19 protein-coding genes and 1 pseudogene are annotated in these 22658 nt (G+C 65.7%); 12 read left to right on the forward strand and 8 right to left on the reverse strand.

Annotated features, from left to right (window positions below; all coding sequences use genetic code 11):
• The first annotated feature begins 145 nt into the window (after nt 1-145).
• Nucleotides 146-505, forward strand: coding sequence for a hypothetical protein (locus ACVMB1_RS37375; RefSeq protein ID WP_076832857.1), 360 nt, complete (start codon nt 146-148; stop codon nt 503-505).
• An 85-nt stretch (nt 506-590) separates the two neighbouring features.
• Here ACVMB1_RS37375 and ACVMB1_RS37380 read toward each other — a convergent pair whose 3' ends face one another.
• Entirely contained in the window at nt 591-2249 is a 1659-nt protein-coding gene (locus tag ACVMB1_RS37380; RefSeq protein ID WP_076832852.1) for an FAD-binding dehydrogenase, read from the reverse strand.
• Nucleotides 2250-2527: 278 nt separating this feature from the next.
• Between ACVMB1_RS37380 and ACVMB1_RS37385 the strand changes: the two genes are divergently transcribed.
• The 5 genes from ACVMB1_RS37385 (at nt 2528) to ACVMB1_RS37405 (ending at nt 6914) form a co-directional block, all read left to right on the forward strand.
• Entirely contained in the window at nt 2528-2995 is a 468-nt protein-coding gene (locus ACVMB1_RS37385; protein ID WP_057016040.1) for a hypothetical protein, read from the forward strand.
• Nucleotides 2996-3204: 209 nt separating this feature from the next.
• Nucleotides 3205-3339: a hypothetical protein gene (locus ACVMB1_RS37390; RefSeq protein ID WP_276486903.1), complete on the forward strand. Its 135-nt coding sequence runs from the start codon at nt 3205-3207 to the stop codon at nt 3337-3339.
• A gap of 18 nt (nt 3340-3357) precedes the next feature.
• The gene (locus tag ACVMB1_RS37395; RefSeq protein WP_057016042.1) at nt 3358-3948 is read left to right on the forward strand and encodes an SCO family protein; all 591 of its coding nucleotides are present in this window, start codon (nt 3358-3360) and stop codon (nt 3946-3948) included.
• Between the two features lie 91 nt (nt 3949-4039).
• Complete coding sequence (locus ACVMB1_RS37400) at nt 4040-5092, forward strand: transporter substrate-binding domain-containing protein (protein ID WP_141340826.1); 1053 nt, start codon at nt 4040-4042, stop codon at nt 5090-5092.
• A 181-nt stretch (nt 5093-5273) separates the two neighbouring features.
• A complete protein-coding gene (locus tag ACVMB1_RS37405; protein WP_076832417.1) occupies nt 5274-6914 on the forward strand; it encodes a lysine--tRNA ligase in 1641 nt (546 codons plus the stop codon).
• Nucleotides 6915-6926: 12 nt separating this feature from the next.
• On the opposite strand, the gene ACVMB1_RS37410 is transcribed toward ACVMB1_RS37405, so the two are convergent.
• Nucleotides 6927-7859 (reverse strand): 2-dehydropantoate 2-reductase, encoded by a 933-nt coding sequence (locus ACVMB1_RS37410; RefSeq protein ID WP_076832414.1) that lies wholly within the window; start codon nt 7857-7859, stop codon nt 6927-6929.
• Nucleotides 7860-8118: 259 nt separating this feature from the next.
• Here ACVMB1_RS37410 and ACVMB1_RS37415 point away from each other — a divergent pair, with 259 nt between their 5' ends.
• Complete coding sequence (locus tag ACVMB1_RS37415) at nt 8119-8904, forward strand: class II aldolase/adducin family protein (protein ID WP_244558948.1); 786 nt, start codon at nt 8119-8121, stop codon at nt 8902-8904.
• 182 nt (nt 8905-9086) lie between these two features.
• On the opposite strand, the pseudogene ACVMB1_RS37420 reads toward ACVMB1_RS37415, so the two are convergent.
• Nucleotides 9087-9741 (reverse strand): annotated as a pseudogene (locus ACVMB1_RS37420) (S24 family peptidase).
• Between the two features lie 200 nt (nt 9742-9941).
• Here ACVMB1_RS37420 and ACVMB1_RS37425 point away from each other — a divergent pair.
• On the forward strand, nt 9942-10286 hold the full coding sequence (locus ACVMB1_RS37425; protein ID WP_028334591.1) for a DUF952 domain-containing protein: 345 nt from the start codon (nt 9942-9944) through the stop codon (nt 10284-10286).
• A complete protein-coding gene (locus ACVMB1_RS37430; protein ID WP_076832406.1) occupies nt 10283-11380 on the forward strand; it encodes a quinone-dependent dihydroorotate dehydrogenase in 1098 nt (365 codons plus the stop codon). The genes ACVMB1_RS37425 and ACVMB1_RS37430 overlap by 4 nt, the downstream gene beginning before the upstream one ends.
• 220 nt (nt 11381-11600) lie before the next feature.
• Here the strand turns inward: ACVMB1_RS37430 and ACVMB1_RS37435 are convergent, their stop codons facing one another.
• The 5 genes from ACVMB1_RS37435 to ACVMB1_RS37455 all read right to left on the reverse strand — a co-directional run bounded on the left by ACVMB1_RS37435 (nt 11601) and on the right by ACVMB1_RS37455 (nt 17003).
• Nucleotides 11601-12926: an MATE family efflux transporter gene (locus ACVMB1_RS37435; RefSeq protein WP_141340825.1), complete on the reverse strand. Its 1326-nt coding sequence runs from the start codon at nt 12924-12926 to the stop codon at nt 11601-11603.
• A gap of 114 nt (nt 12927-13040) precedes the next feature.
• A complete protein-coding gene (locus ACVMB1_RS37440; protein ID WP_076832403.1) occupies nt 13041-13775 on the reverse strand; it encodes an MBL fold metallo-hydrolase in 735 nt (244 codons plus the stop codon).
• A gap of 20 nt (nt 13776-13795) precedes the next feature.
• The gene (locus ACVMB1_RS37445; RefSeq protein ID WP_028334595.1) at nt 13796-14101 is read right to left on the reverse strand and encodes a DUF6460 domain-containing protein; all 306 of its coding nucleotides are present in this window, start codon (nt 14099-14101) and stop codon (nt 13796-13798) included.
• Nucleotides 14102-14295: 194 nt separating this feature from the next.
• Nucleotides 14296-15948, reverse strand: coding sequence for a cisplatin damage response ATP-dependent DNA ligase (locus ACVMB1_RS37450; protein WP_076832400.1), 1653 nt, complete (start codon nt 15946-15948; stop codon nt 14296-14298).
• On the reverse strand, nt 15945-17003 hold the full coding sequence (locus ACVMB1_RS37455) for a ligase-associated DNA damage response exonuclease (protein ID WP_076832397.1): 1059 nt from the start codon (nt 17001-17003) through the stop codon (nt 15945-15947). Before ACVMB1_RS37455 ends, ACVMB1_RS37450 begins: the two co-directional genes overlap by 4 nt.
• A 130-nt stretch (nt 17004-17133) precedes the next feature.
• On the opposite strand from ACVMB1_RS37455, the gene ACVMB1_RS37460 reads away from it, so the two are divergent.
• From ACVMB1_RS37460 to ACVMB1_RS37470, 3 genes are all read left to right on the forward strand, one after another.
• Nucleotides 17134-18060, forward strand: a complete 927-nt coding sequence (locus ACVMB1_RS37460) for a class I SAM-dependent DNA methyltransferase (protein ID WP_076832394.1) — start codon at nt 17134-17136, stop codon at nt 18058-18060.
• Between the two features lie 282 nt (nt 18061-18342).
• Entirely contained in the window at nt 18343-19569 is a 1227-nt protein-coding gene (locus ACVMB1_RS37465; protein WP_076832391.1) for an ABC transporter substrate-binding protein, read from the forward strand.
• 323 nt (nt 19570-19892) lie between these two features.
• Nucleotides 19893-22652, forward strand: coding sequence for a ligase-associated DNA damage response DEXH box helicase (locus ACVMB1_RS37470; RefSeq protein WP_141340828.1), 2760 nt, complete (start codon nt 19893-19895; stop codon nt 22650-22652).
• The last annotated feature ends 6 nt before the right edge of the window (nt 22653-22658 follow it).

Raw genomic sequence — 22658 nt, forward strand, 5'->3', positions numbered from 1 at the left:
CGCCGGCCACCGCCGGCTACTTTGCATGGGGTTGTTTTCGATATTTTGGCAGCGCCCCTGCGACGAACGGATTTCCGGCCGGAACCTTAAGCGAGGAGAGTGCGTTCTCGCGGGATGTTGGGGGCAATCAACACAAGGAATGCTCATGCACATCCGTATCTCTACGGCATCCGTCATCGTTGCGGCGCTCTCGCTTGGAACACCTGCCTGGGCGCAGGTGCAGGGAACGCAACCGAAGGCGATGCCGCAGGCTCAATCTGACCAGCCCAATGCCATCCGGAGCATACAGGTCGTGGACATCAAGGAACTCAAGCCCGACGCCCGGTCGAAGGTCGAGGCTGTCGTGGCAAAGGCAAGCGAAGACGACCTGCGGAACCTTCGCGGTTCCATCGACGCGTCTGAAGAAGCGGTATCCGCGCTGAAGGCGAAGGGCCTCAGCTCGGCACAAGTTGTCGCGGTCAATCTCACCAACGGCATCCTGACGCTTTTCACCAAGACGGCCTGATCGCAACACGGCTCGGGGAACTTCCGCTGAAAAGCCCGCCGGTTCACGCCGGCGGGCCAACGACTGGATCTCGGAGTAGCACGCCTCAGTTCACCGCCTTCGCCGCCGCATGTCCCGCGTTGCGGCCCGAGAACAGGCAACCGCCGAGGAACGTGCCTTCCAGCGAGCGATAGCCGTGCACGCCGCCGCCGCCGAAGCCGGCGGCTTCGCCGGCCGCGTAGAGCCCGCGGATGATCTGGTGATCGTTGCCGAATACGCGCGAATCGAGATCGGTCTCGAACCCGCCGAGCGTCTTGCGGGTGAGGATGTTGAGCTTCACCGCGATCAGCGGGCCGTGCTCGGGATCGAGGATCCGGTGCGGCTTCGCGGTGCGGATCAATTTGTCGCCGATATAGCGCCGCGCATTGTGCAGGTTCATGACCTGCGCATCCTTGACGTAGGGGTTGGTGATCTCGCGATCGCGCGCCTCGATCTGGGTTTTGATGGCGTCGAGCTGCAACAGGTCGTTGCCGGCGAGCTTGTTCATGGCGCCGACGAGCTCGGCGAGATTGTCGCGCACGATGAAGTCGGCGCCGTGCTGCTTGAACGCCTCCACCGGCCCCGGCGCGCCCTTGTTGGTGGCGCGCTTGATCGTCATGCGCCAGCTCTTGCCGGTAAGGTCCGGGTTCTGCTCCGAGCCCGACAGCGCGAACTCCTTCTTGATGATGCTCTGGGTCAGGATGAACCACGAATAATCGTAGCCGGTGCCCATGATGTAGTGCAGTTGCCCGAGCGTGTCGGAGCCCGGGAACAGCGGTGCCGGCAGCCGCTTGCCCGTCGCGTCGAACCACAGCGACGACGGACCCGGCAGGATCCGGATGCCGTGACGCGGCCAGATCGGGTTCCAGTTCCGGATGCCCTCGACATAGTGCCACATGCGGTCGCGGTTGATCAGCCGGCCGCCCGCCGCCTCGGTGATGCCGATCATGCGGCCGTCGACATGTTCGGGCACGCCGGAGATCATGAATTTGGGCGGCTCGCCGAGCCGCTTCGGCCAGTTCTGCCGCACCAGATCATGATTGCCGCCGATGCCGCCGGACGCGACGATTACCGCAGGCGCGCGGAAGGAAAAATCGCCGACGGCGTTGCGCGAGGAACTCTTGCCGCGCTGGACTGAGGTCGGTTCCAGGATCGCGCCGCTGACGCCGTTGACCACACCGTTGGTGACGCTGAGCGCATCGACGCGGTGGCGGAACTTGAACACCAGCCGTCCGCTTTTCGCGGCCTCGCGCGCGCGGCGCTCGAACGGCTCGACGATGCCGGGGCCGGTGCCCCAGGTGACGTGGAAGCGCGGCACCGAATTGCCATGGCCCATCGCGTCGTAACCGCCGCGCTCGGCCCAGCCGACCACAGGGAAGATGCGATGGCCCATCGCGCGCAGCCAGTCGCGTTTCTCGCCGGCCGCGAATGCGACATAGGCCTCGGCCCATTTGCGCGGCCAGTAATCCTCTTCGCGATCGAAACCGGCGGTGCCCATCCAGTCCTGTAATGCGAGCTCGACCGAATCCTTGATGCCGAGCCGGCGCTGCTCCGGCGAATCGACCAGGAACAGGCCGCCAAACGACCAGAAGGCCTGGCCGCCGATGCTCTGTTCCCCTTCCTGGTCGAGCACAATGACGCGCTTGCCTGCGTCGGCGATCTCGGTTGCGGCCACGAGACCGGCAAGCCCCGCGCCAATCACGATCACATCTGCATCGTCAGCCATGTTCAGGTCCCCCGTCCCGCCGAGATTCAAGACCGCCTCATTGCGTGCGGTCAACGCCGAATGGACCTTGCCTGTGGCGGCGGAGCACCAACCGCGTGCGCCGCGTTGTTCCAGTTTGGGACCTTTCCCCAGTCCCACTGCAGCGTGCGCGCAACACCCAATTTGAATTTGTTTTGACCGGCTTCGCTCGTCTGGACAAAAATCCGCGCGCGCAACACGCTCACGATTGTCTTGCATCACAGACCAAACAGATTCGGTTTCGACTGGGGCTGGCCAAAATGAAGTTGATGACGGGGTTGCTCGCTGCGGTTCTCCTGCTGGCGGGAATGGGGGTGTCTCAAGCTGTAGTCAGGATCGCCGACGATCGCGGCGGCAAGATCGGCGTCTATGTCGACAGGTATCAGGACCTGCGGACTTCGGGCGAGACGGTCATCATCGACGGGCTGTGTGCCTCGGCCTGCACCATCGTGCTCGGCAAGGTTCCTCACGACCGGATCTGTGTGACCTCGCACGCCAGCCTCGGCTTCCACGCAGCCTGGGATTACGGCGATAACGGCCGTCCGGTCCCCAATCCCGAAGCCACCCATATGCTGTACCTGATGTATCCGCCGGCGGTACGCAGATGGATTTCGGGGCGTGGTGGCCTGACCCGGCGCATGATCTTCCTGCGCGGCAAGCAACTGCAGGCGCTGTACAAGCCGTGCTATCTCAACGCCCAGGCCTCGGCGCCGAAGCCCGCGCACTAAGCTCCGGCTGCTTCTCTGTTTGACCCTCGTCGGCCATTGGCCTCGGCAGACGCCGGGGCATGAACGCGCCGGCACCGGATTAGCTCGCCATCATTTGACGGCCTGCGACCGCCATTGCGCTTGCTGCCTGCCGGAACCCGGCTTATCTCAGCCTCATGGTTCAGCCGATCTCCACCCGATCCGAGCTCGTAACGGCTCCACAGACCCGGGTGGCGTCTGCGATCCTGTGGGGTGCGGCCGGCATCGGCGGATTGGCCCTGCTTGCCGCTGCCGCGCTCTGGTTCCACTACGGGACCGCGGTGTTTTTCGAAATGATCACGGCCGGCATCTCCGCCTGCTTCTGACAAGGACGCCCTCGCATCATGCCCCGGACCACGCGCCCATTGGTGATCTTCGCTGCCTTCGCGGGCAGTCTGGCGGTCGGCCTGTTCCTCATGCTGTGGGCGATCGGCGGCTTGCGCACCGTTGCCGCGCCGGCCGCGATCGGCGGGGCGTTCCAGCTCACCGACCAGTCCGGCCAGACCGTTACCGACAAGAACCTCCAGGGCAAGCCGACCCTGATTTTCTTCGGATTCACCCATTGCCCGGATATCTGCCCGACCTCGCTGTTCGAGATCTCGGAGGTCCTGAAGGCGATGGGCAAGGACGCCGATCGCGTGAATGCCTATTTCGTCTCGGTCGATCCGGAACGCGACACCGCCACCGCAATGAAGGATTACCTGTCGAGCTTCGATCCGCACCTCAAGGGCCTGACCGGCGATCCCGCCGCGATCGCCAAGGTCCTGTCGAGCTATCGTGTCTACGCCAAGAAAGTGCCGCTGAAGGATGGCGACTACACGATGGACCACACCGCGCTGATCTATCTGATGGACCGCGACGGTCATTTCGTCGCGCCGTTCAATCTGAAACGGACGCCGGAAGAAGCGGCGGCCGATCTCAAACGGTACCTCTGATCGCCATTTCCGGTTCAGAATTAACCCAATCGGCGCTCGCTTCAGGCGCCGATTCGGCTATAAGCCGTTCAATTTCCTGAAATTGCCGGTTATGCCAAATCCGCCTGTCCAGCCCTTTGCCGTCCGTTCGCACCAGCTTCGCCTGGCCGCGGGCATGATCGCGGCTGCCTTGCTGGCCTTGGCGTACCCTGCAATTGCACAGACACCCCCCGCACAGGCGCCGGCAGCCAAGACGGCTCCTGCTCCGGCTCCGCCCACCAAGGCGGCCCCCGCACAAGCGACACCTTCGGCGCCGGCTGCACCGCAGGCAGCGCCTGCGGCCCCCGCGGCAACCCAGGCGGCCCCGACCCTGCCGCCCAAGGCCGCCGCCGAGGCCGCGCCGCAGGCGGTGCCGGGTTTCTGGGACCCGCGGCGCCGGCCGGACCGCCCGGACCTGTCGCGCCTCACCGTGATCCGCTTTCTGACCGAGACCGACTATCCGCCGTTCAATTTCACCGGTCCCGACGGCAATCCGGCCGGTTTCAACGTCGACCTGGCGCGCGCGCTCTGCGACGAGATCAAGGTCACCTGCACCATCCAGATGCGCCGCTTCGAGACCCTGATCGATGCCCTGGCGACCAACCGGGGCGACGCCATCATCGCGTCGATGGCCGTGACGCCGCAGCTGCGCGCCAAGGTCGATTTCACCGATCCCTATTACCGCGCGCCGGCCCGCTTCGTGTCGCGCCGTGACAACGCGATGCCGGAAATCCGCCCGGAATATCTCGAGAGCAAGAAGGTCGGCGTCATCGCCGGGACCTCGCACGAGGCCTACCTCAAGGCGATGTTCACCGACGCCGAGATCCATTCCTATCCGGATAACGACGCGCTGCGCGCGGCGCTGCGCCGCGGCGAGGTCGACTTCATCTTCGGCGATGCGATCTCGCTCGCGTTCTGGATCAACGGCACCGATTCCGCCGAATGCTGCGCCTTTGCCGGCGGCCCCTTTGTCGAGAGCCGCTATTTCGGCGAGGGCGTCGGCATCGCCGTCCGCAAGGGCAACGACCTGCTCCGGCAGTCGCTGAACTGGGCACTGTTCCGGATCTGGGAAAAAGGCCGCTTCACCGATCTGTGGCTGCGCTATTTCTCGGTCAGCCCGTTCTGAGTTCGTCATTCCGGGATGGTCCGTAGGACCAGACCTCAGGGGTGCAATTGCACCCCGGGGAATCTCGAGATTCCGGGTCCGATGCTGCGCATCGCCCCGGAATGACGACAAACGTCCCGTCGTTTTGCATTTTGCCGCGAAAGCGTTAGTTTTCGCGGCCTTTTTGGAGAGAACCTGAGGAATGTCCGTGATTGATCCTTCTGCCAGCCCGAGCGACCTGCGGGCGCTCGCCGAACAATCCAACGCCTGGCCGTTCGAGCAGGCGAAAGCGATTGTGGCGCGGCTGAAGAAAAATCCCAAGGACGAGGTGCTGTTCGAGACCGGCTACGGCCCGTCGGGCCTGCCGCATATCGGCACGTTCGGCGAGGTCGCGCGCACCACGATGGTGCGCCACGCCTTCCGCGTGCTCACCGAGGACAAGATCAAGACGCGCCTGCTCGCCTTCTCCGACGACATGGACGGCCTGCGCAAGGTGCCGGACAACGTGCCGAACAAGGAGCTGCTGGAGCAGCATCTAGGCAAGCCGCTGACCAAGGTGCCCGATCCGTTCGGCACCCATCCGAGCTTTGGCCAGCACAACAATGCGCGGCTGCGCGCCTTTCTCGACCAGTTCGGCTTCGACTACGAGTTCGCGAGTTCGACCGAGTACTACACCTCCGGCCGCTTCGACGCCGCGCTGCTACGCATGCTGGAGCGGATCGAGAAGGTGATGGCGATCATGCTGCCGTCGCTGCGCGAGGAGCGCGCGGCGAGCTACTCGCCGTTCCTGCCGATCTGCCCGCGCACCGGCCTCGTGCTCTACGTGCCGGTGACGGCGCACGACGCCAAAGCCGGCACGATCTCCTACGAGGATCCCGATACCAAGGAGAGCGTCACGGTTCCTGTCACCGGCGGCCGCTGCAAGCTGCAATGGAAGCCGGACTGGGCGATGCGCTGGTACGCGCTCGGTGTCGACTATGAAATGGCCGGCAAGGACCTGATCGACTCGGTGAAGCTGTCGGGCAAGATCTGCTCGGCGCTCGGCGGCACGCCGCCGGAAGGTTTCAACTACGAACTGTTCCTCGACGAGAAGGGCCAGAAGATCTCGAAGTCGAAGGGCAACGGCCTGACGATCGACGAGTGGCTGCGCTATGCCTCGCCGGAATCGCTGTCGCTGTTCATGTATCGCGAGCCCAAGGCGGCGAAGCGGCTCTATTTCGACGTCATCCCGCGCAATGTCGACGATTACCAGCAATTCCTCGACGGCTTCACGCGGCAGGAAGCGCGGCAGCAGCTGCAGAATCCGGTCTGGCACATCCATTCCGGCAAGCCGCCGCAGGCCGACATGCCGGTCACCTTCCAGCTGCTGCTGACGCTGGTGTCGTCGTCGAACGCGGAGAATGCCGAGACGCTGTGGGGTTTCATCGGCCGTTATCGTCCGGGCGTGACGCCGCAGACCCATCCGAAGTTAGATGCGATGGTCGGCTACGCCATCAACTACTATCGCGACTTCGTGGCGCCGACCAAGCAGTTCCGCGAGCCGACCGACGGAGAGCGCGCCGCGCTGCAGGATCTGCGCGATGCGCTCGCCAACATGCCGGCGAACGCGAGCGCGGAAGACATCCAGAACGTGGTCTATGAGATCGGCCGCCGCGAGCCGTTCCTCGACATGGTCAAGAAGGGCAAGGACGGCCGTCCCGGCGTCTCGCTCGACTGGTTCAACATGCTCTACCAGGTGCTGCTCGGCCAGGAGAAGGGCCCGCGCTTCGGCTCCTTCGTCGCGGTCTACGGCGTGCAGAACGCGGTCAACATGATCGACGGCGCGCTGGCGCGGTCGTCGTAGGGATCGCGCCGCTCATCGCCGCTCGGCCTGCGCCGCGTCGCGCAGGCCGTCGCTGGTGGCGCGCAACAGCGTCAGCAGCAGGCCGTTGAGCGGCGTCGGCACGCCGTGCCGTTCGCCGGCCGCGACGATCGCGCCGGTGAGAGCGTCGGCTTCGAACGGGCGTCCCGCGACACGATCGAAATACATCGAGGTGCCGGCGTCCGGCGGATAGGTCAACAACGTCGCCAGCATCAGCTCGGCCTCGTCGGGCGCGAGCTGGGCGCCGTCGGCGCGGCCGACATTCGCGGCCTCCTCGAGGATGGCGCGGCACAGCGCCTTGACGTCCGCGCGGCGGAACACCGCCTGCCGCTGCAAGGTGAGCGCGGTGATCGGATTGGCGACCGCATTGAGCAGAAGCTTGCGCCACGCCAGCGTGGTGAAATCGGCGGAGCGCCGCACGCGCATCGCCGTGCCATCCAGCAGCGCTTCGAACGCGCGTCCGTCTGTGTCATCGGCAACCGCGAATTCATGCTCGCCGGCGCGGCGGAAACGGACGCGATCCGGCGCCAGCCGCTCGCCGTTGTAATAGACGATGGTCGGAACGACCGTGGCGGCGCCGACCAATGACGCCAGCCGCTCCGCGTGGCCGATGCCATTCTGCAGCACCGCGACGCGCGTCCGCGGCCCGCACAGCCTTTGCAGCCAGGGCGCGCTCGATTCCGTGTCCTGCGCCTTGGTCGACAACAACACCCAGTCGACCGGCGTAGCCGCTGCCGGATCGGTGAGGGCGCGCAGCGGCACTTCCACCGTGCCTTCCGCCCGCTCGACCGTGAGCCGATCGAGCGGCCGCCGGACACAGGCGATCACGTCATGCTTGTCGACCGCGCGCAGCAGGCCGGCGATGATGCCGCCGATGCTGCCGAGACCGACGATGGCGATGGTCTTGCGGTCGGATGGTCCTGTCATTGCGTAACTCCGGGCTTTGCGGAGTGGGTTGCGTTGGGTTGGAAAGTCAGGCCGCTCATGTGGCTTTCCGCCGCAGCCAACGAAGCCGCCGATCCGCCGTCTTCGCAGCGCATCATCACATAATGACGCCAAGCCCGCAAAATTCGGATAGCAGGCCATCGGCAATTTCACCGGAGCCTGGCGCCGGATTGCGCTACACTCGCATCCATAAAATCAGCAGGGCCTCCGCCGAGAGGCCGGCACAGACGGGAGCATGCGCATGCAGTTCAGGGTTTCGCCGACATCGCTGCAGGACAGTTCGAGCGCCGAGGAATGGCAAGCGCGGGTCGATCTCGCGGCGGCGCATCGGCTCGCCTACATCCACGGCTTTTCGGAAGGTATTTTCAACCATCTCACCTTGGTGGTGCCCGGCCGCACCGACCGCTACTACCAGATCCCGTTCGGCATGCACTGGTCGGAAGTGACAGCATCCTCCTTCATGGAGGTCGGCATCGACGATGCCGAGGTGAAGCGCGGCGAGGGTGAGGTCGAGCGCTCCTGCTTTTGCATCCATGCGCCGATCCACAAGGCGCTGCCGCAGGCCAAGGCCGTGTTCCACACCCACATGCCCTATGCGAGCGCGCTGACGCGGCTCGAGGATCCGCGGATCAAGGAGATCGGCCAGACCGAGGTCGGGCTGTCGGAGGCGATTGCCTATGACGACCTCTACACCGGCCCCGCGCTCGATCCCGAGGAAGGCGCGCGGCTCGCCAAGGTGATCGGCAACAAGACCATCCTGTTCATGGCCAATCACGGCATCTCGACCGTCGGCGAGACGGTCGCCGATGCCTATGACCGGCTCTATTACATCGAGCGCGCCGCACAGGTGCAGATCTACGCGATGTGGACCCAGCAGCCGCTCAAGCAATTGCCGCAGCATGTGGTGGAGAAGACCAAACGCGATTTCCGCGACGACCATCTCTACAACGGCCCGTCCCCGGCGCAGCGGCATTTCGATGCGCTGAAGCGGATGCTGGATCGCAAGGAGCCGGACTACGCGGCGTAAGGCTGGCAGGGAGCGCGCCGCAACCTCCGCCGTCGTCCCGGCGAAAGCCGGGACCCATAACCACAGGGTCATGTTGTCGAAGCCAGCTGTGGCCCCAGATCGCTCAAGCACAATGAGTGGTGGTTATGGGTCCCGGCTCGCGCTTCGCTTGCCCGGGACGACGCCGGCGTTTACCTGCCCAATCACTGGCTCGCCCACACCACGCGTGCGATCCACGCGACTTCCTCGACGTCGAGCATGCGGTCGGGGTGCTCCGGATTGAGCGATGCGAGTTCCAGCATCTTGGCGGTGCGGCGTCTCAATTCCTTCACCATCACCTCGCCGCCGGTCGTGCGCACCACCACGCGGTCGCCGCGGCGGATCGCGGTCGCGGGTGACACCACGATGATGTCACCTTCGCGATAGGCCGGTTTCATCGAGTCGCCCTCGATCTCCAGCGCATAGGCGTGTTCGTCTGATGTCGCCGGTAGCGCCACTTCGTCCCAGCCCTTGCCGGGCGGGAAAGCCGCTGTCGTCGAAATAGCCGCCGGCGCCGGCCTGCGCGAAGCCGATCAGCGGCACCGACTGTCCGCCGCGCGCGCCATCGCCGAGCAACTGCACGAAGGTCTCCATGCTGGCATTGCTCGCGGCCAGCGCCTTGGAGAGCGATTCGGTCGAGGGCCAGCGCTCGCGCCCGTCGCCGGTCACGCGCTTGGATTTGTTGAAGGTGGTGGGGTCGAGTCCGGACTGCTTGGCAAGGCCGGACGGCGACAGCCCGGCGCGTTCGGCGAGCCGGTCGAGCGCGGCCCAGACCTGCGCGTGGGTCAGCGGTCGGGTGGCTTTGGGCTGTTTGGCCATCGAGGGTATCCCGGATGGTAGGAATTATTGCCTGAAACTTGGCGTTTTCGCAAATCTGTCGGCCGATGTGTCCCGGCACCGCTTGAGTTGCGCCGCCGCCGCCGATACGGTCCCTCGCTCGCCAGATGGCGTCTGGGGCATTTCCCCTCAAATCCGGATAAAACCCCAAGGGACTCAAGGACAAAAGGGAAGGCCGGCCCGTGCCGATGATCTACAAAATCACCCCCGCTTCGGCCTGGCGCGAGGCCGAACGGCAGGGCGTGTACCGGGGCAGTGCCGACGACAAACGCGACGGCTTCATCCATTTTTCCACCGCCTCCCAGGTGGCCGAGACCGCGCGCAAGCACTACCACGGGCAAACCGGCCTGTTCCTGGTCGCCGTCGATGCCGATGCGCTGGGCGATGCCCTGCGCTGGGAGCGGTCGCGCAATGACGAGCTGTTCCCGCATCTCTATGGCGAGCTCGACCTAGGCGCCGTCACCGAGATCCTCGACCTGCGCGCGCGCTCCGACGGTGGCCACGACGTTCCGGAGCTCAAGCCGTGATCCGTGCCTTCGACGCCTTCTCGCTGCCGCTGCTGCGTTGGTTCGATCCCGAGGATGCCCATCGCATGGCGATCCAGGGCCTGAAGCTGCTGCCGCCGATCCGGCAGCGGCCGGATGACCCCAAGCTCGCGGTGCGCGCCTTCGGACTCAACTTTCCAAACCCGATCGGCATGGCGGCGGGTTTCGACAAGAGTGCGGAGGCGCCCGACGCGCTGCTGCGGCTCGGCTTCGGCTTTGTCGAGATCGGCTCGGTGACGCCGAAGCCGCAAGGCGGCAACCCGCGGCCGCGGCTGTTTCGCCTGGAGCGCGACGAGGCCGTCATCAACCGCATGGGCTTCAACAATGACGGTGCGGAGGCCGTGCTGCGGCGGCTCGCCGCGCGCGCCAGCGCCGGCGGCATTGTCGGGGTCAATGTCGGGGCCAACAAGGATTCGCCCGACCGCGCAGCCGATTATGTGAAGCTGATCGAGACGTTTGCGCCGGTCGCGAGCTATTTCACCGTCAATGTCTCCTCGCCGAACACGCCCGGCCTGCGCAATCTGCAGCAATCGGCGGCGCTCGACGATCTGCTGGCGCGGGTCATCGATACCCGCGAGCGCGTGCGCAAGAACGCCGGCGATTCGCCGGTCCTGCTCAAGATCGCGCCCGACCTCAGCCTCGCCGAGCTCGACGACGTCGTGCACATCGCCCGCTCGCGCCGCGTCGACGGCATGATCGTCGCCAACACCACGCTGGCGCGGCCCTCGACCTTGCGCGAGGAGAATCGCGCCAAGGAGCAGGGCGGCCTGTCGGGCCGTCCGCTGTTCCGGCTGTCGACGCGGATGGTGGCCGAGACCTATGTCCGTGTCGAAGGCGCGTTTCCGCTGATCGGCGTCGGCGGCATCGATAGCGGCGGCGCCGCACTGACCAAGATCCGTGCCGGGGCCAGCCTGATCCAGCTCTATTCCTCGCTGGTCTACAAGGGCCTTGGCCTCGTCGACGACATCAAGCGCGATCTGTCCTCGACCCTGCTGCGCACCGGCCGCGACTCGCTGTCGGAAATCGTCGGCGCCGATGCGGCGACGATTACAGCCGAGGAGTGGCCGGTGAGGTAGTGTGCGGGTAGCCCGGATGAAGCGAAATCCGGCCGCGCCCTAACCTCCCCTTGAAAAGGGGAGGTCGCTTTGCTCGCCAGAGCAAAGCGGGTGGGGATCAGCTCTCTCCATGAGCTGCGTCGCCTGTGGCTGACCCCCATCCCGACCTTCCCCCTTTCAGGGGGAAGGGGAAGAGAACTTCGTAGCCCGGATTGCGCTTCGCTCCATCCGGGCTACGGACTTACGCCGTCTTGAACGTCTTCCGCAGCAGCGCCGGATAGCGCAGGCCCTGCAGGCCGCCGCGCGCGACGTAGAAGCCGAGCAGCGCGATCCACAGGCCGGTGTTGCCGAACGAGCTGAGCGCCCACCAGGTGGCGAGGAAGATCGCGAGCGAGGCCAGCATCAGATTACGCATCTCGCGCGCCCAGGTCGCGCCGACATAGATGCCGTCGAAGCCGAACGCGAACACGCCAGGCAGGGGTGCCAGGATCACGAACGGCAGGAACGCGCGCGCATAGCGGCGCACGTCGTCGCTGGTCGTCATCAAATTGATCAGCGCCGGTCCGAACAGCGCGAACAGCACCGATACGACCAGCGCAAAGCCGATGCCCCACAGCAGCACCAGCCGGGTCGAATCGGAAAAGCCGCGTACATCGCGTGCGCCGAAGGCGCGGCCGCACAGCTGCTGGGCGGCATTGGCGAGGCCGTCGAGGAAGAAGGCGCTGACCAGCAGGAAATTGTTCAGCACCGAATTCGCCGCCAGCGTCACGTCGCCTTCGCGCGCGCCCTTGGCGGTGAAGAACAGGAACACGACGATCAGCGCCGCGGTGCGGACCATGATGTCGCGATTGACCGTCAGCATGCGCATCAGCTTGGCGCGGTCGAACAGCGTCGCCGCGGGAACGGCGAAGCCGCCTTGCGAGATCTGCCACGCCACCACGATGCCGGCGGCGAAACCGGCGGTCTCGGCGAGCACGGCGGCGATCGCGGCACCGGCAATGCCGGCGCCGTAGACCTGCACCAGCAGCACGGTCGCGGCCATGTTGATCAAATTGATCACGATCTGCAGCGCCAGCGCCAGATTGGCGCGGGCCTGGCCGACCAGCCAGCCGAGGATGACGTAATTGGCGAGCGCCAGCGGCGCCGACCAGATCCGGATCATGAAATAGGCTTTGGCCGCGCGCGTGACGCCTTCGCTGCCGCCCATCAGCTGGAACGTGACCGCGGCGAGCGGCACCTGCAGCGCGATCAGCGCCGCGCCGATCAGGCCGGCGACGATGAAGCCGCGCACCAGGATGGCGGCATATTCCTTGATCTCGCCGGCGCCCTGCGCCTGTGCGGTGAAGGCCAGCGTGCTCATGCGCAGGAAGGCGAACAGCCAGAACAGGCAGTCGAAGATCACCGAGGCCATCGCCACGCCGCCGAGCAGCGCGGCGTCGTCGAGGCGGCCGATCGCGGTGGTCGAGACGATGCCGATCAGCGGCGTGGTCAGGTTGGCGACCATCGCGGGGCCGGCGATGGCGAACACCTGACGCGTCGTGATCTTCGGGTGGATGGGTGCGTGCATGGCTACAATTGCAAGGAATATCCGTTTCTATCGCGACATCCGTCGCGCGACCATGCCGGAATTGTTCTCAGAGCAATGCGATGGCGGAAGATCGGCGGGCAAGGCATTGCTTGGTCAGAGCGCCACGACCATGCCGTCGCTCGCCGCCGTGTAGGGCAGGTGGTCGATGCGGCCGAGCATGTCGTCGCTCATATGGGTCAGCACCACGCGCCTGGCGTTGATGGCGGGCAAATGCGCTTCCAGCGTCTTCAGGCTGAGATGGTTCTTGACCATTTTGTCGTACATGTAGGCTTCGGCGATGAAGAGGTCGGCGTCCTGCGCCGCCGGGATCAGTGCGTCGGTCCATTCGGTGTCGGCGCTGTAGCTGATGATGCGGCCTTCCGCCTCGACGCGGTACGCGAGGAACGGCCCGCCGGACTCGCCATGCACGACAGGGTAGGGCGTCACGGTCACCTCGCCGAAGCTGCGCGTTTCGCGCGGCGCCAGCGTAACGACGGACAGATCGAAGCGTTGTTTGGTTTTGGAGGAATGCTCGAACATCACCTCCATCACCGCAGGCAGTTTCGTTTCGATGCCTTCGGGCCCTGCGATCACCAGCGGCCGGGTGCGGCGGGAGAACTGCGCGTCGAGCAGGAAGAACGGGAGGCCGGCAAAATGGTCGCCATGGAAATGCGTGATCAGGATCAGGTCGATCGCGTCGCGGTCGATCTCGAGCCGCTTCATCGCCGGCAGCGATGAGGCACCGCAATCGATCAGGAAATTGCTGCGCGCACCGCTGACGTGGAAACAGGTGTTGAAGCGGCCGCCGGAGCCGAATGCATCGCCGCAGCCGACAAATCGCAATTGCATCGGCTGCGAACTCCCTGAGATCAGCGGCCGCGCGGCGCGCCGAACAGCCGCGACAACAGCCAGATCGGAATCACGATGACGGCGCCGAGCAGGAAGTAGCGCCAGGCCCAGTTGATCGCATCGAAGCCGAAATCCCAGATGCTCTGGAACAGCCTGCGGATGCTGTTGAGGATGTTCCATGGATCGAGGCCGATCGCGGCGAGCACGACACCGACCAGAATCGACAGCAAAATCAACCGGAACGCCACAGAGAGCGGCGATCCGCCGAGAAAGCGGTACAGGCCGTCACTCCGGCCGGCCGGCAAGTCCCGGATGTCGTTTGGCATTGCTGTCTCCAATAGCGTTTTCGCGCGAAGTGGGCACCGGTTCGCGTGAAGAAAACGCGTCAAAACAAAACCTAGACCTCGATTCTGATCCCATCAGAACCGAGGTCTAACGGAATCGCCCGCATTATAGGTCACGGCGGTGCACATGGGAAACCCGCGCACCGCGATCAATGGCTGTCATGCGCGCTTGGGATTTAACTTCCTGTCATGGAGATTAACATCCGTTCAAGCGTCTCCAGCCGGTCGGCTTCGCGCGGCGGCTTGTCCCAGCGGAGGCGGCTGATCCGGGGGAAGCGCATTGCGACGCCGGACTTGTGACGCGGCGAGCGCTGCAAGCCCTCGAAGGCGACCTCCAGCACCAGCCCCTGATCCGGCTCGTGCACGACATGCCGCACCGGGCCGAACTTCTCGGTGGTGTTGCGGCGGACGAAGCGGTCGATCTGCAACAGCTCCTCGTCGGTGAAGCCGAAATAGGCCTTGCCGACCGGCACCAGCTCGTCGCCGGCCTCGCCATGGGTCCAGACCCCGAACGTATAGTCGGAGTAATAGGAGGAGCGCTTGCCGTGGCCGCGCTGGGCATACATCAGCACGGCGTCGATGATGTGCGGATCGCGCTTCCACTTCCACCACGGACCTTTCGGCCGTCCGGGCAGATAGGGCGCGTCGCGCCGCTTCAGCATCACGCCTTCGACCGCGCCGGCATCGTCGCCGGCGCCCGCACTCTTGGGATCGGCGCGCGCCGCGGCCAGCTCTTCCCAGCTCGCGAACGGGACGGTTGGCGACAGATCGATGCGCGGATCGTTCAGCTTGGCCACGAAGGCTTCGAGATGCGCGCGGCGTTCGGTGAAGGGCAGCTCGCGCAGATCGTTCTCGTCGTCGCCGAGCAGGTCGTAGGCGCGCAGGTGGATCGGAAATTCCTTGATCAGCTTCGGCGAAACGACCTTCCGGTTCAGCCGCTGCTGCAGGACGTTGAAGGTCTGCACGCGGCGGTCGCGCAGCACAAGCAACTCGCCGTCGATCGCGCCGGGCAGATGCAGCGACGGCACCAGATCCGGAAAGCTGCCGGTGATATCCTCGCCGGTGCGCGAATAGAGCCGCGCCTGGACGTGGCCGCGCGCATCGCGGCCGGACACCGCCTGCACCCGGATGCCGTCCCATTTCCATTCCGCGCTGAAATCGGCGGCGTCGAGATTGGCGAAATCGCTATTCTCGATCGCGTGCGCCAGCATCACCGGGCGGAACGGCGCAGGGTCGCGGTTGACCGGTTTGTCTCCGCGGCCCTCGAGCCAGGCGAACAGGTCGAGATAGGGCGGCGACAGGCCCGGCCACAGCAGCTCGATCTCGTGCGGGTCTTTGTCGCCGAGCGCCGCCGCCGCGGTCTTCGCCAGCCGCGCCGAGATCCCGATCCGCATCGCGCCGGTGACGAGTTTCAAGAGCGCCCAGCGCCCGGTCTCGTCGAGCTCGTCCAGCCAGCGCGCCAGCTGCGCCGGCAGCTCGGCCTTGCCGAGCGTGCGCAGCGTGATGACGACATCAGTCAGCGTCGGGGGAGGCGGGTTGTTGTGGCCCGGCAGCTCCGCCTTCGGCCACATTAGCGCGACCGTCTCCGAGAGGTCGCCGACGTAATCATAGGAGTAGCCGAACAGCACCGGATCGGCGCGTTCGGTGATCAGGTCGCGGATCAGGCCCGGCTTGGCGTGCTTGAACGACAGCGCGCCGGTCAGCGCCGCCAGCGCGTAGCCGCGGTCGGGGTCCTCGGTCTCGCGGAAATAGGCGACCAGCAGCTTGATCTTGTTGTTGCGGCCGGGCTCGTAGGCGAGGCGGTCGAGCAGCTCGGCAAAACGGTTCATGTTTCCGCCTCGCCGGCGGGCTGGGCCTCGCCGGTCAGTGCGGCCGTCTCGCCTTCATCCTCGTCGCCATAGCCGACCAGATCGAGCGGCCGCGCGGCAAGGCCCCTGGTCTTGCACCAATGCACCAGCGCATCTTCCTGGCCGTGGGTGACCCAGATCTCGCCTGCACCAGTGGCGGCGATCGTCGCCGTCAGCCCGTCCCAATCGGCATGATCCGAGATCACCAGCGGCAGCTCGACGCCGCCTTGCCTGGCCCGGGCGCGCACGCGCATCCAGCCCGAGGCGAATGCGGTGACTGGATCGGGAAAGCGGCGCGTCCAGACATCGGATGTCGCGCTTGGCGGTGCCAGCGTGATGGTGCCAGCAAGCTCAGCCTTCTTCATGCCGCGCGCGGGCCGGAGCTCGCCGAGCGCAATGCCGCGCTCCTGATAGTAATAGGTGATCTTCTCCATCGCGCCGTGCAGATAGATCGGCGCGTCGTAACCGGCCTCGCGCAGCAGCGCGATCACGCGCTGTGCCTTGCCGAGCGAATAGGCGCCGACCAGATGCGCGCGCTCCGGGAACAGTTTGACCGAGGCCAGCAGCTTGTTTACTTCGCCGGCGGCATCGCCATGGCGGAACACCGGCAATCCAAACGTCGCCTCCGATATGAAGACGTCGCAGGGCACCAGCTCGAACGGCGCGCAGGTCGGATCGCGCGCATCCTTGTAGTCGCCGGAGGCGACGATTCGGGTGTCCTTGCAGGTCACCGATATCTGGGCGGAGCCCAGCACGTGGCCAGCGGGATGAAACGTCACCGTGACGTCGCCGAGCCTGATCTCCTCGCCATAGGCGATCGCCTGCACAGAGCCGGCGAAGTTCTCGCCGTAGCGCAGCCGCATCATGTCGAGCGTTTCCCGGGTCGCGAGCACAGCGCCGTGGCCCGCCCGCGCATGGTCGGAATGGCCATGGGTGATCAGTGCCCGCTCGACCGGCCTGACAGGATCGATGTGGAAGCCGCCGGGCTTGCAGCAAAGCCCGGCCGGGACGGGCATCAGGATGTCTTGCGGGCGCATCGCCCCTATATAGGCGCTCGATCCGCGATGTTTAGCCGGATCCGCGGGCTTGACCCGTGCATCCATCTCCGGAAAAAGTCCGTGCTTTGATGGATGGCCGGACCCGGCCGAGATTGGTTCCTTAAAGCGAATGGCCCCCCGCCTGTTTCTGTCCTCCGGCGATCTCGTCGCCGACCGCCGCTACGAGTTCGCGCGCGACCTGCAATTGAAGGGCGATCTGCCGGCTGCCGCCGAGCTGCTCGAACAGGCAATCGAGCTTGTGCCGAAATTCCCGTCGGCCTGGTACACGCTGGGCAAGATCCGCCTGGAGCTCGGTCAGCGCGAGGCCGCGATCGCAGCGTTCCGCGGCGCGCGCGACGCCGATCCCGAAGACCGGCATGGCGCCGGCCTTCGCCTGATGCAGCTCGGCGTCGAGGCCGTCAGCGCGATGCCGCCGGGCTATGTCCAGACGCTGTTCGATCAATATGCGCCGCGCTTCGAGGCCGCGCTGGTCGGCGATCTCGGCTATCGCGGCCCGGCACTGCTGTTCAAGGCGGTGCTGTCGGTGCGTGCGGGCGCAAAGAAGCCGGCCTTCTTCAAGCGCGCGATCGATCTCGGCTGCGGCACCGGGCTGGCGGCCGGTGCATTCGCCCGGCATGTCGATCGCTTCATCGGCATCGACCTGTCGCCACGCATGATCGACAAGGCGCGCGCCACCGGCCTTTATGCCGAGCTCGAGGTCGACGACATGTTGAAGGCCATTTCGGCCAGGCGCGAGGCCAGCGCCGAATTGATCCTGGCCGCGGATGCAATGGTCTATGTCGCCGATCTCGCGCCGGTGCTCGCCGAGGCCAGCCGTGTGCTGGTGGCAGGCGGCGTGCTCGCCTTCACGGCCGAGACCCATGACGGCGAAGGCGTCATCATCGGCGAGGGACTGCGCTACGCCCACAGTGCAGCTTACGTGCGCGACTCCGTCGCTGCCGCGGGGCTGACGCTGGCCCAGCTCGACGATCTCTCGGCGCGCAATGAAGACAATATCCCGGCACCCGGACTCGTCGCCGTGGCCGTGAAGCCGTGACGCTTTTCACCCTCTCCCCCTGTGGGAGAGGGTCGCTTCGCGCAGCGAAGCGGGGTGAGGGGTCTCTCTCCGGGGATAGAGATCCCTCATCCGGCTCGCATCTTCGATGCGAGCCACCTTCTCCCACAAGGGGAGAAGGGAAGAGAGCACCGCCTCACACTCAAACTTGAGTCTACACGCTACGCATTTGCCGTGACGCGGCATTGCGCTGCAAAGTCATGACTTCGCGCTTGCCCGGCGCAGGGCGGAATGCGAGAGCTTTTCGCCTCAGGGAGAGAAATAATGAAAAAGCATACACGGCGCGAGTTCGGCGCCACCGCATTGTCTGTGATCGCCGCGTCCGTGCTGCCCGCGCCTTTCGTCCGGGCCGCCGACAAGAAGTACGATCCGGGTGCGAGCGACACCGAGATCAAGCTCGGCCAGACCGTGCCGCATTCCGGCCCCGGCTCGCTCTATGGTGTGCTCGGCCGCGTCGGCGAAGCCTATTTCCAGATGCTGAACGACAAGGGCGGCATCAACGGCCGCAAGGTGAAATTCCTCACCATGGACGACGCCTACAGCGCGCCGAAATGCGTCGAGGCGACGCGCCGCCTGGTCGAGCAGGAGGAGGTGCTGGCGCTGTATGGCTCGCTCGGCACCGCGCCGCAGACCTCCGTGCATAAATACCTCAATTCCAAGGGCGTTCCCCAACTGCTGTTGAACACCGGCGCCTCGAAGTGGAACGACCCGAAGAATTTCAAATGGACCATGGCGGGCCTGCCGCTCTATCCGACCGAGGCACGCGTTCTCGCCAAGCACGTCGTCAGCGTGAAGCCGAACGCCAAGGTCGGCATCCTCTACCAGAACGATGATTTCGGCCGCGACTTCCTCGGGCCGTTCAAGAAGGTGCTGGCCGATGCCGGCGGCAAGGCACAGGTGATCATGGAGCAGACCTATGATCTCACCGATCCGACGGTCGATTCGCAGCTCATCAATCTCTCGAAGTCGGGCGCCGACGTCTTCTACAACATCACCACCGGCAAGGCGACGTCGCAGTCGATCCGCAAGGTGACCGAACTCGGCTGGAAGCCGCTGCAATTGCTGTCGGCGGGCTCGACCGGTCGCTCGATCCTGAGCGCTGCGGGCCTCGAGAACGCCAAGGACATCGTCGCGATTCGCTACAACAAGGAAGTCGGCGTACCTCGCTACGAGAAGGATCCGGACGTGATCGCGTTCGAGGAGCTGCGCAAGAAGTACCTGCCGAACATCGACCCCGACAACACCATCGCCTTCGCCGGCTACGGCCAGGCGGCAACGATGGGCGAAATCCTGCGCCGCTGCGGCGACGATCTGACCCGCGCCAACGTGCTGAAGCACGCCACCACCCTCGCCGGTTTCCACTCGCCCTATTTCCTCGACGGCATCAATTACAGCTACACGCCCGACGACTACACGCCGATGAAGACGCTCTATGTCTCGATCTTCAACGGCAAGGATTGGGACCTCTCCGGCCAGCCGATGACGGAGTAGTTGGGTAAGCCTCGCTCTCTCGTCCCCCTCGCCCCGCTCTTGCGGGGAGAGGGCGGGGTGAGGGGCTTCCCTCCGCGAGGCGGTGCGAGTTGTAAGACCTGTACCCCCTCACCCGGATCGCATCTGGCGATGCGACATAGCCGAAGCTTCGCTTCGGCGTTTCTTTGAACGGCCGCCAAGGGCGGCCTATGCCTCTCCCCGCATGCGGGGCGAGGTGACATCCAAGCGCTTCGCAGCGCACGGAGCGCGCTGGTAGTCCTGCCACCTGCCGCCATTTCCGCTCCGCCCTCGACGAAGCCGCCTGAACAACCTACCTCTTGGGCGTGTCGACGCTCGATCTCTTCTCCGTTCCGCCGTCGGAAACGGCCGATCTCCTGCCGCGCCGGTTTCGCGACTGGTTTGCCTCACGCGGCTGGTCGCCGCGCGAGCATCAGCTCGCGCTGCTGGCGAAAGCGCGCGAGCAGCGCTCGGCGCTGCTGATCGCGCCCACGGGAGCGGGCAAGACGCTGGCGGGGTTCTTGCCGACACTGGTGGAGTTGAGTGGAGAGGGGCAGGGCAAGAACTCTTACCTCCCCCTGAAAGGGGGAGGTCGGCACGCTCGGGGGCGCACTAGCGCAACCGAGCGGGACGGGTGGGGGTCAGCCGCGGGCACGGAGCAAGCGGCTGACCCCCACCCCAACCCTCCCCTTTTCAGGGGGAGGGAGTCCGACGAGCGCGCAAGCGACGATGACGCTGGATCGGAGAACGTTCGCCCAGCCTTCGTCTCCACCGGCCGCAGCGTTCGCCGCAGCGGCGGGCTGCACACGCTTTACATCTCGCCGCTGAAAGCGCTCGCGGTCGATATCGCGCGCAATCTGGAGACGCCGGTCGCCGAGATGGGGCTGCCGATCAGGATCGAGACCCGCACCGGCGACACGCCGGTGTCGCGGCGGCAGCGGCAGCGGCGCTATCCGCCGGACATCCTGCTCACCACGCCGGAGCAGCTGGCGCTGCTGCTGGCGTCCGACGACGCGCCGTTCCTGTTCTCTTCGCTGAAGCGCATCGTGCTCGACGAACTGCATGCGCTCGTCACCTCCAAGCGCGGCGATCTGCTGTCGCTCGGACTTGCGCGGCTCTGGACCATCGCGCCGCAGACACGCGCTATTGGCCTCTCGGCGACGGTCGCCGAGCCGGAGCAGCTCGCGCGCTTCCTGGTGCCGCAGCCCGGTGGCCAGAATGCATCCGCCGACGTCGTCACCGCCAGCGGCGCCGCACCGCCGGTGGTCGAGATGCTCGACACCAGAGAACGGTTGCCGTGGTCCGGCCACAGCGCGCGCCACGCGCTGCCCGAGGTCTACGAGCTGATCAAGCGCAACAAGACCACGCTGGTGTTCGTCAACACCCGCAGCCAGGCCGAGATGCTGTTCCAGGATCTCTGGCGCATGAATGACGATGGGCTGGCGATCGCGCTGCATCACGGCTCGCTCGACGTCGCGCAGCGCCGCAAGGTCGAGGACGCGATGGCCGCCGGAAAGCTGCGCGGCGTGGTCTGCACCTCCTCGCTCGATCTCGGCGTCGATTGGGGCGATGTCGACCTCGTGATCAATATCGGCGCGCCGAAAGGTTCGTCGCGGTTGATGCAGCGGATCGGCCGCGCCAACCATCGCTTCGACGAGGCCTCGCGTGCCGTGCTGGTGCCGGCCAACCGCTTCGAGGTGCTGGAATGCCGTGTCGCGATCGACGCGATCGCCGAGAATGCGCAGGACACGCCGCCGCTGCGCTCGGGCGCACTCGACGTGCTGGCCCAGCACGTGCTCGGCTGCGCCTGCGGCAAGCCGTTTCTGTCCGATGAACTCTATGATGAGGTCCGGACCGCAGCGCCCTATGCATCGCTCGCACGCACCGATTTCGACGATGTCGTCGATTTCGTCGCCACCGGCGGCTACGCACTGAAGACCTATGAGCGTTTCGCGCGCATCAAGCAGGACAAGCAGGGCCGCTGGCGCGTCACCAATCCCAAGGTGCGGCAGAGCTATCGCCTCAACGTCGGCACCATCGTCGAGGAGACCATGCTGAAGGTGCGGCTGGTGCGCTCGCGCGCCGGCGGTAGCGGATCGACCGGCGCGATCGCGCGCGGCGGCCGGATGCTCGGCGAGATCGAGGAGGTCTTCATCGAGGGCCTGGTGCCCGGCGACACTTTTGTCTTTGGCGGCGAGGTGGTGCGCTACGAGGCCTTGGTTGAAGACCAGGTCTATGTCTCCCGCACCAATGATAAAGATGCAAAAGTGCCGTCCTATATGGGCGGCAAGTTTCCGCTGTCGACCTATCTTGCCGAACGCGTCCGCAAGCTGTTGGACAACAGCCGCGCCTGGAACGCGTTGCCGGACCAGGTGCACGACTGGCTGTCGCTGCAGCGGAAATTCTCGCGTGTGCCGGCGGTGCGCGAGCTATTGGTCGAGACCTTTCCGCGCGGCGGCAGCCATTATCTGGTCTGCTATCCCTTCGAGGGCCGGCTCGCGCATCAGACGCTCGGCATGCTGCTGACCCGCCGGCTGGAGCGCGCCCGCGCCCGTCCGCTCGGCTTCGTCGCCAATGAATACGCGCTCGCGGTCTGGGGCGTCGGCGATCTCTCCTTCATGATCCGGCACGGCAAGCTCGATCTCAACGCGCTGTTCGATCCCGACATGCTCGGCGATGACCTCGAGGCGTGGCTTGCGGAATCGGCGCTGATGAAGCGCACCTTTCGCAACTGCGCCATCATCTCCGGCCTGATTGCGCGACGCTTCACCGACGAGGAGAAGTCGCGCCGCCAGGTGCTGTTCTCGACCGACCTGATCTACGACGTGCTGCGCAAGCACCAGGCCGATCATGTGCTGCTGCGCGCCGCGCGCGGCGATGCCGCCACGGGATTGCTCGATCTTCGCCGTCTCAGCGACATGCTTTCGCGCATCCACGGCCGAATCACCCACAAGGACCTCGACCACGTTTCTCCGCTTGCCGTCCCCGCGCTGCTGGAAATCGGCCGCGAGTCAGTTTATGGCGAAGCATCCGACGAGCTCCTGGCCGAGGCGGCCGAGGAACTCGTGCGGGAGGCGACGACGTAACGCTGC

The organism is Bradyrhizobium sp. USDA 4504, from assembly GCF_054063995.1.

Excerpts from the sequence above, each read along its gene's own strand:
- ACVMB1_RS37380 (WP_076832852.1), bottom strand. The coding sequence starts at position 2,249 with ATGGCTGACGATGCAGATGTGATCGTGATTGGCGCGGGGCTTGCCGGT.
- ACVMB1_RS37375 (WP_076832857.1), top strand. The coding sequence starts at position 146 with ATGCACATCCGTATCTCTACGGCATCCGTCATCGTTGCGGCGCTCTCG.
- ACVMB1_RS37460 (WP_076832394.1), top strand. The coding sequence starts at position 17,134 with ATGGCCCCCCGCCTGTTTCTGTCCTCCGGCGATCTCGTCGCCGACCGC.
- ACVMB1_RS37445 (WP_028334595.1), bottom strand. The coding sequence starts at position 14,101 with ATGCCAAACGACATCCGGGACTTGCCGGCCGGCCGGAGTGACGGCCTG.
- ACVMB1_RS37435 (WP_141340825.1), bottom strand. The coding sequence starts at position 12,926 with ATGCACGCACCCATCCACCCGAAGATCACGACGCGTCAGGTGTTCGCC.
- ACVMB1_RS37405 (WP_076832417.1), top strand. The coding sequence starts at position 5,274 with ATGTCCGTGATTGATCCTTCTGCCAGCCCGAGCGACCTGCGGGCGCTC.
- ACVMB1_RS37395 (WP_057016042.1), top strand. The coding sequence starts at position 3,358 with ATGCCCCGGACCACGCGCCCATTGGTGATCTTCGCTGCCTTCGCGGGC.
- ACVMB1_RS37415 (WP_244558948.1), top strand. The coding sequence starts at position 8,119 with ATGCAGTTCAGGGTTTCGCCGACATCGCTGCAGGACAGTTCGAGCGCC.
- ACVMB1_RS37410 (WP_076832414.1), bottom strand. The coding sequence starts at position 7,859 with ATGACAGGACCATCCGACCGCAAGACCATCGCCATCGTCGGTCTCGGC.
- ACVMB1_RS37385 (WP_057016040.1), top strand. The coding sequence starts at position 2,528 with ATGAAGTTGATGACGGGGTTGCTCGCTGCGGTTCTCCTGCTGGCGGGA.
- ACVMB1_RS37440 (WP_076832403.1), bottom strand. The coding sequence starts at position 13,775 with ATGCAATTGCGATTTGTCGGCTGCGGCGATGCATTCGGCTCCGGCGGC.
- ACVMB1_RS37400 (WP_141340826.1), top strand. The coding sequence starts at position 4,040 with ATGCCAAATCCGCCTGTCCAGCCCTTTGCCGTCCGTTCGCACCAGCTT.
- ACVMB1_RS37450 (WP_076832400.1), bottom strand. The coding sequence starts at position 15,948 with ATGAACCGTTTTGCCGAGCTGCTCGACCGCCTCGCCTACGAGCCCGGC.
- ACVMB1_RS37465 (WP_076832391.1), top strand. The coding sequence starts at position 18,343 with ATGAAAAAGCATACACGGCGCGAGTTCGGCGCCACCGCATTGTCTGTG.
- ACVMB1_RS37455 (WP_076832397.1), bottom strand. The coding sequence starts at position 17,003 with ATGCGCCCGCAAGACATCCTGATGCCCGTCCCGGCCGGGCTTTGCTGC.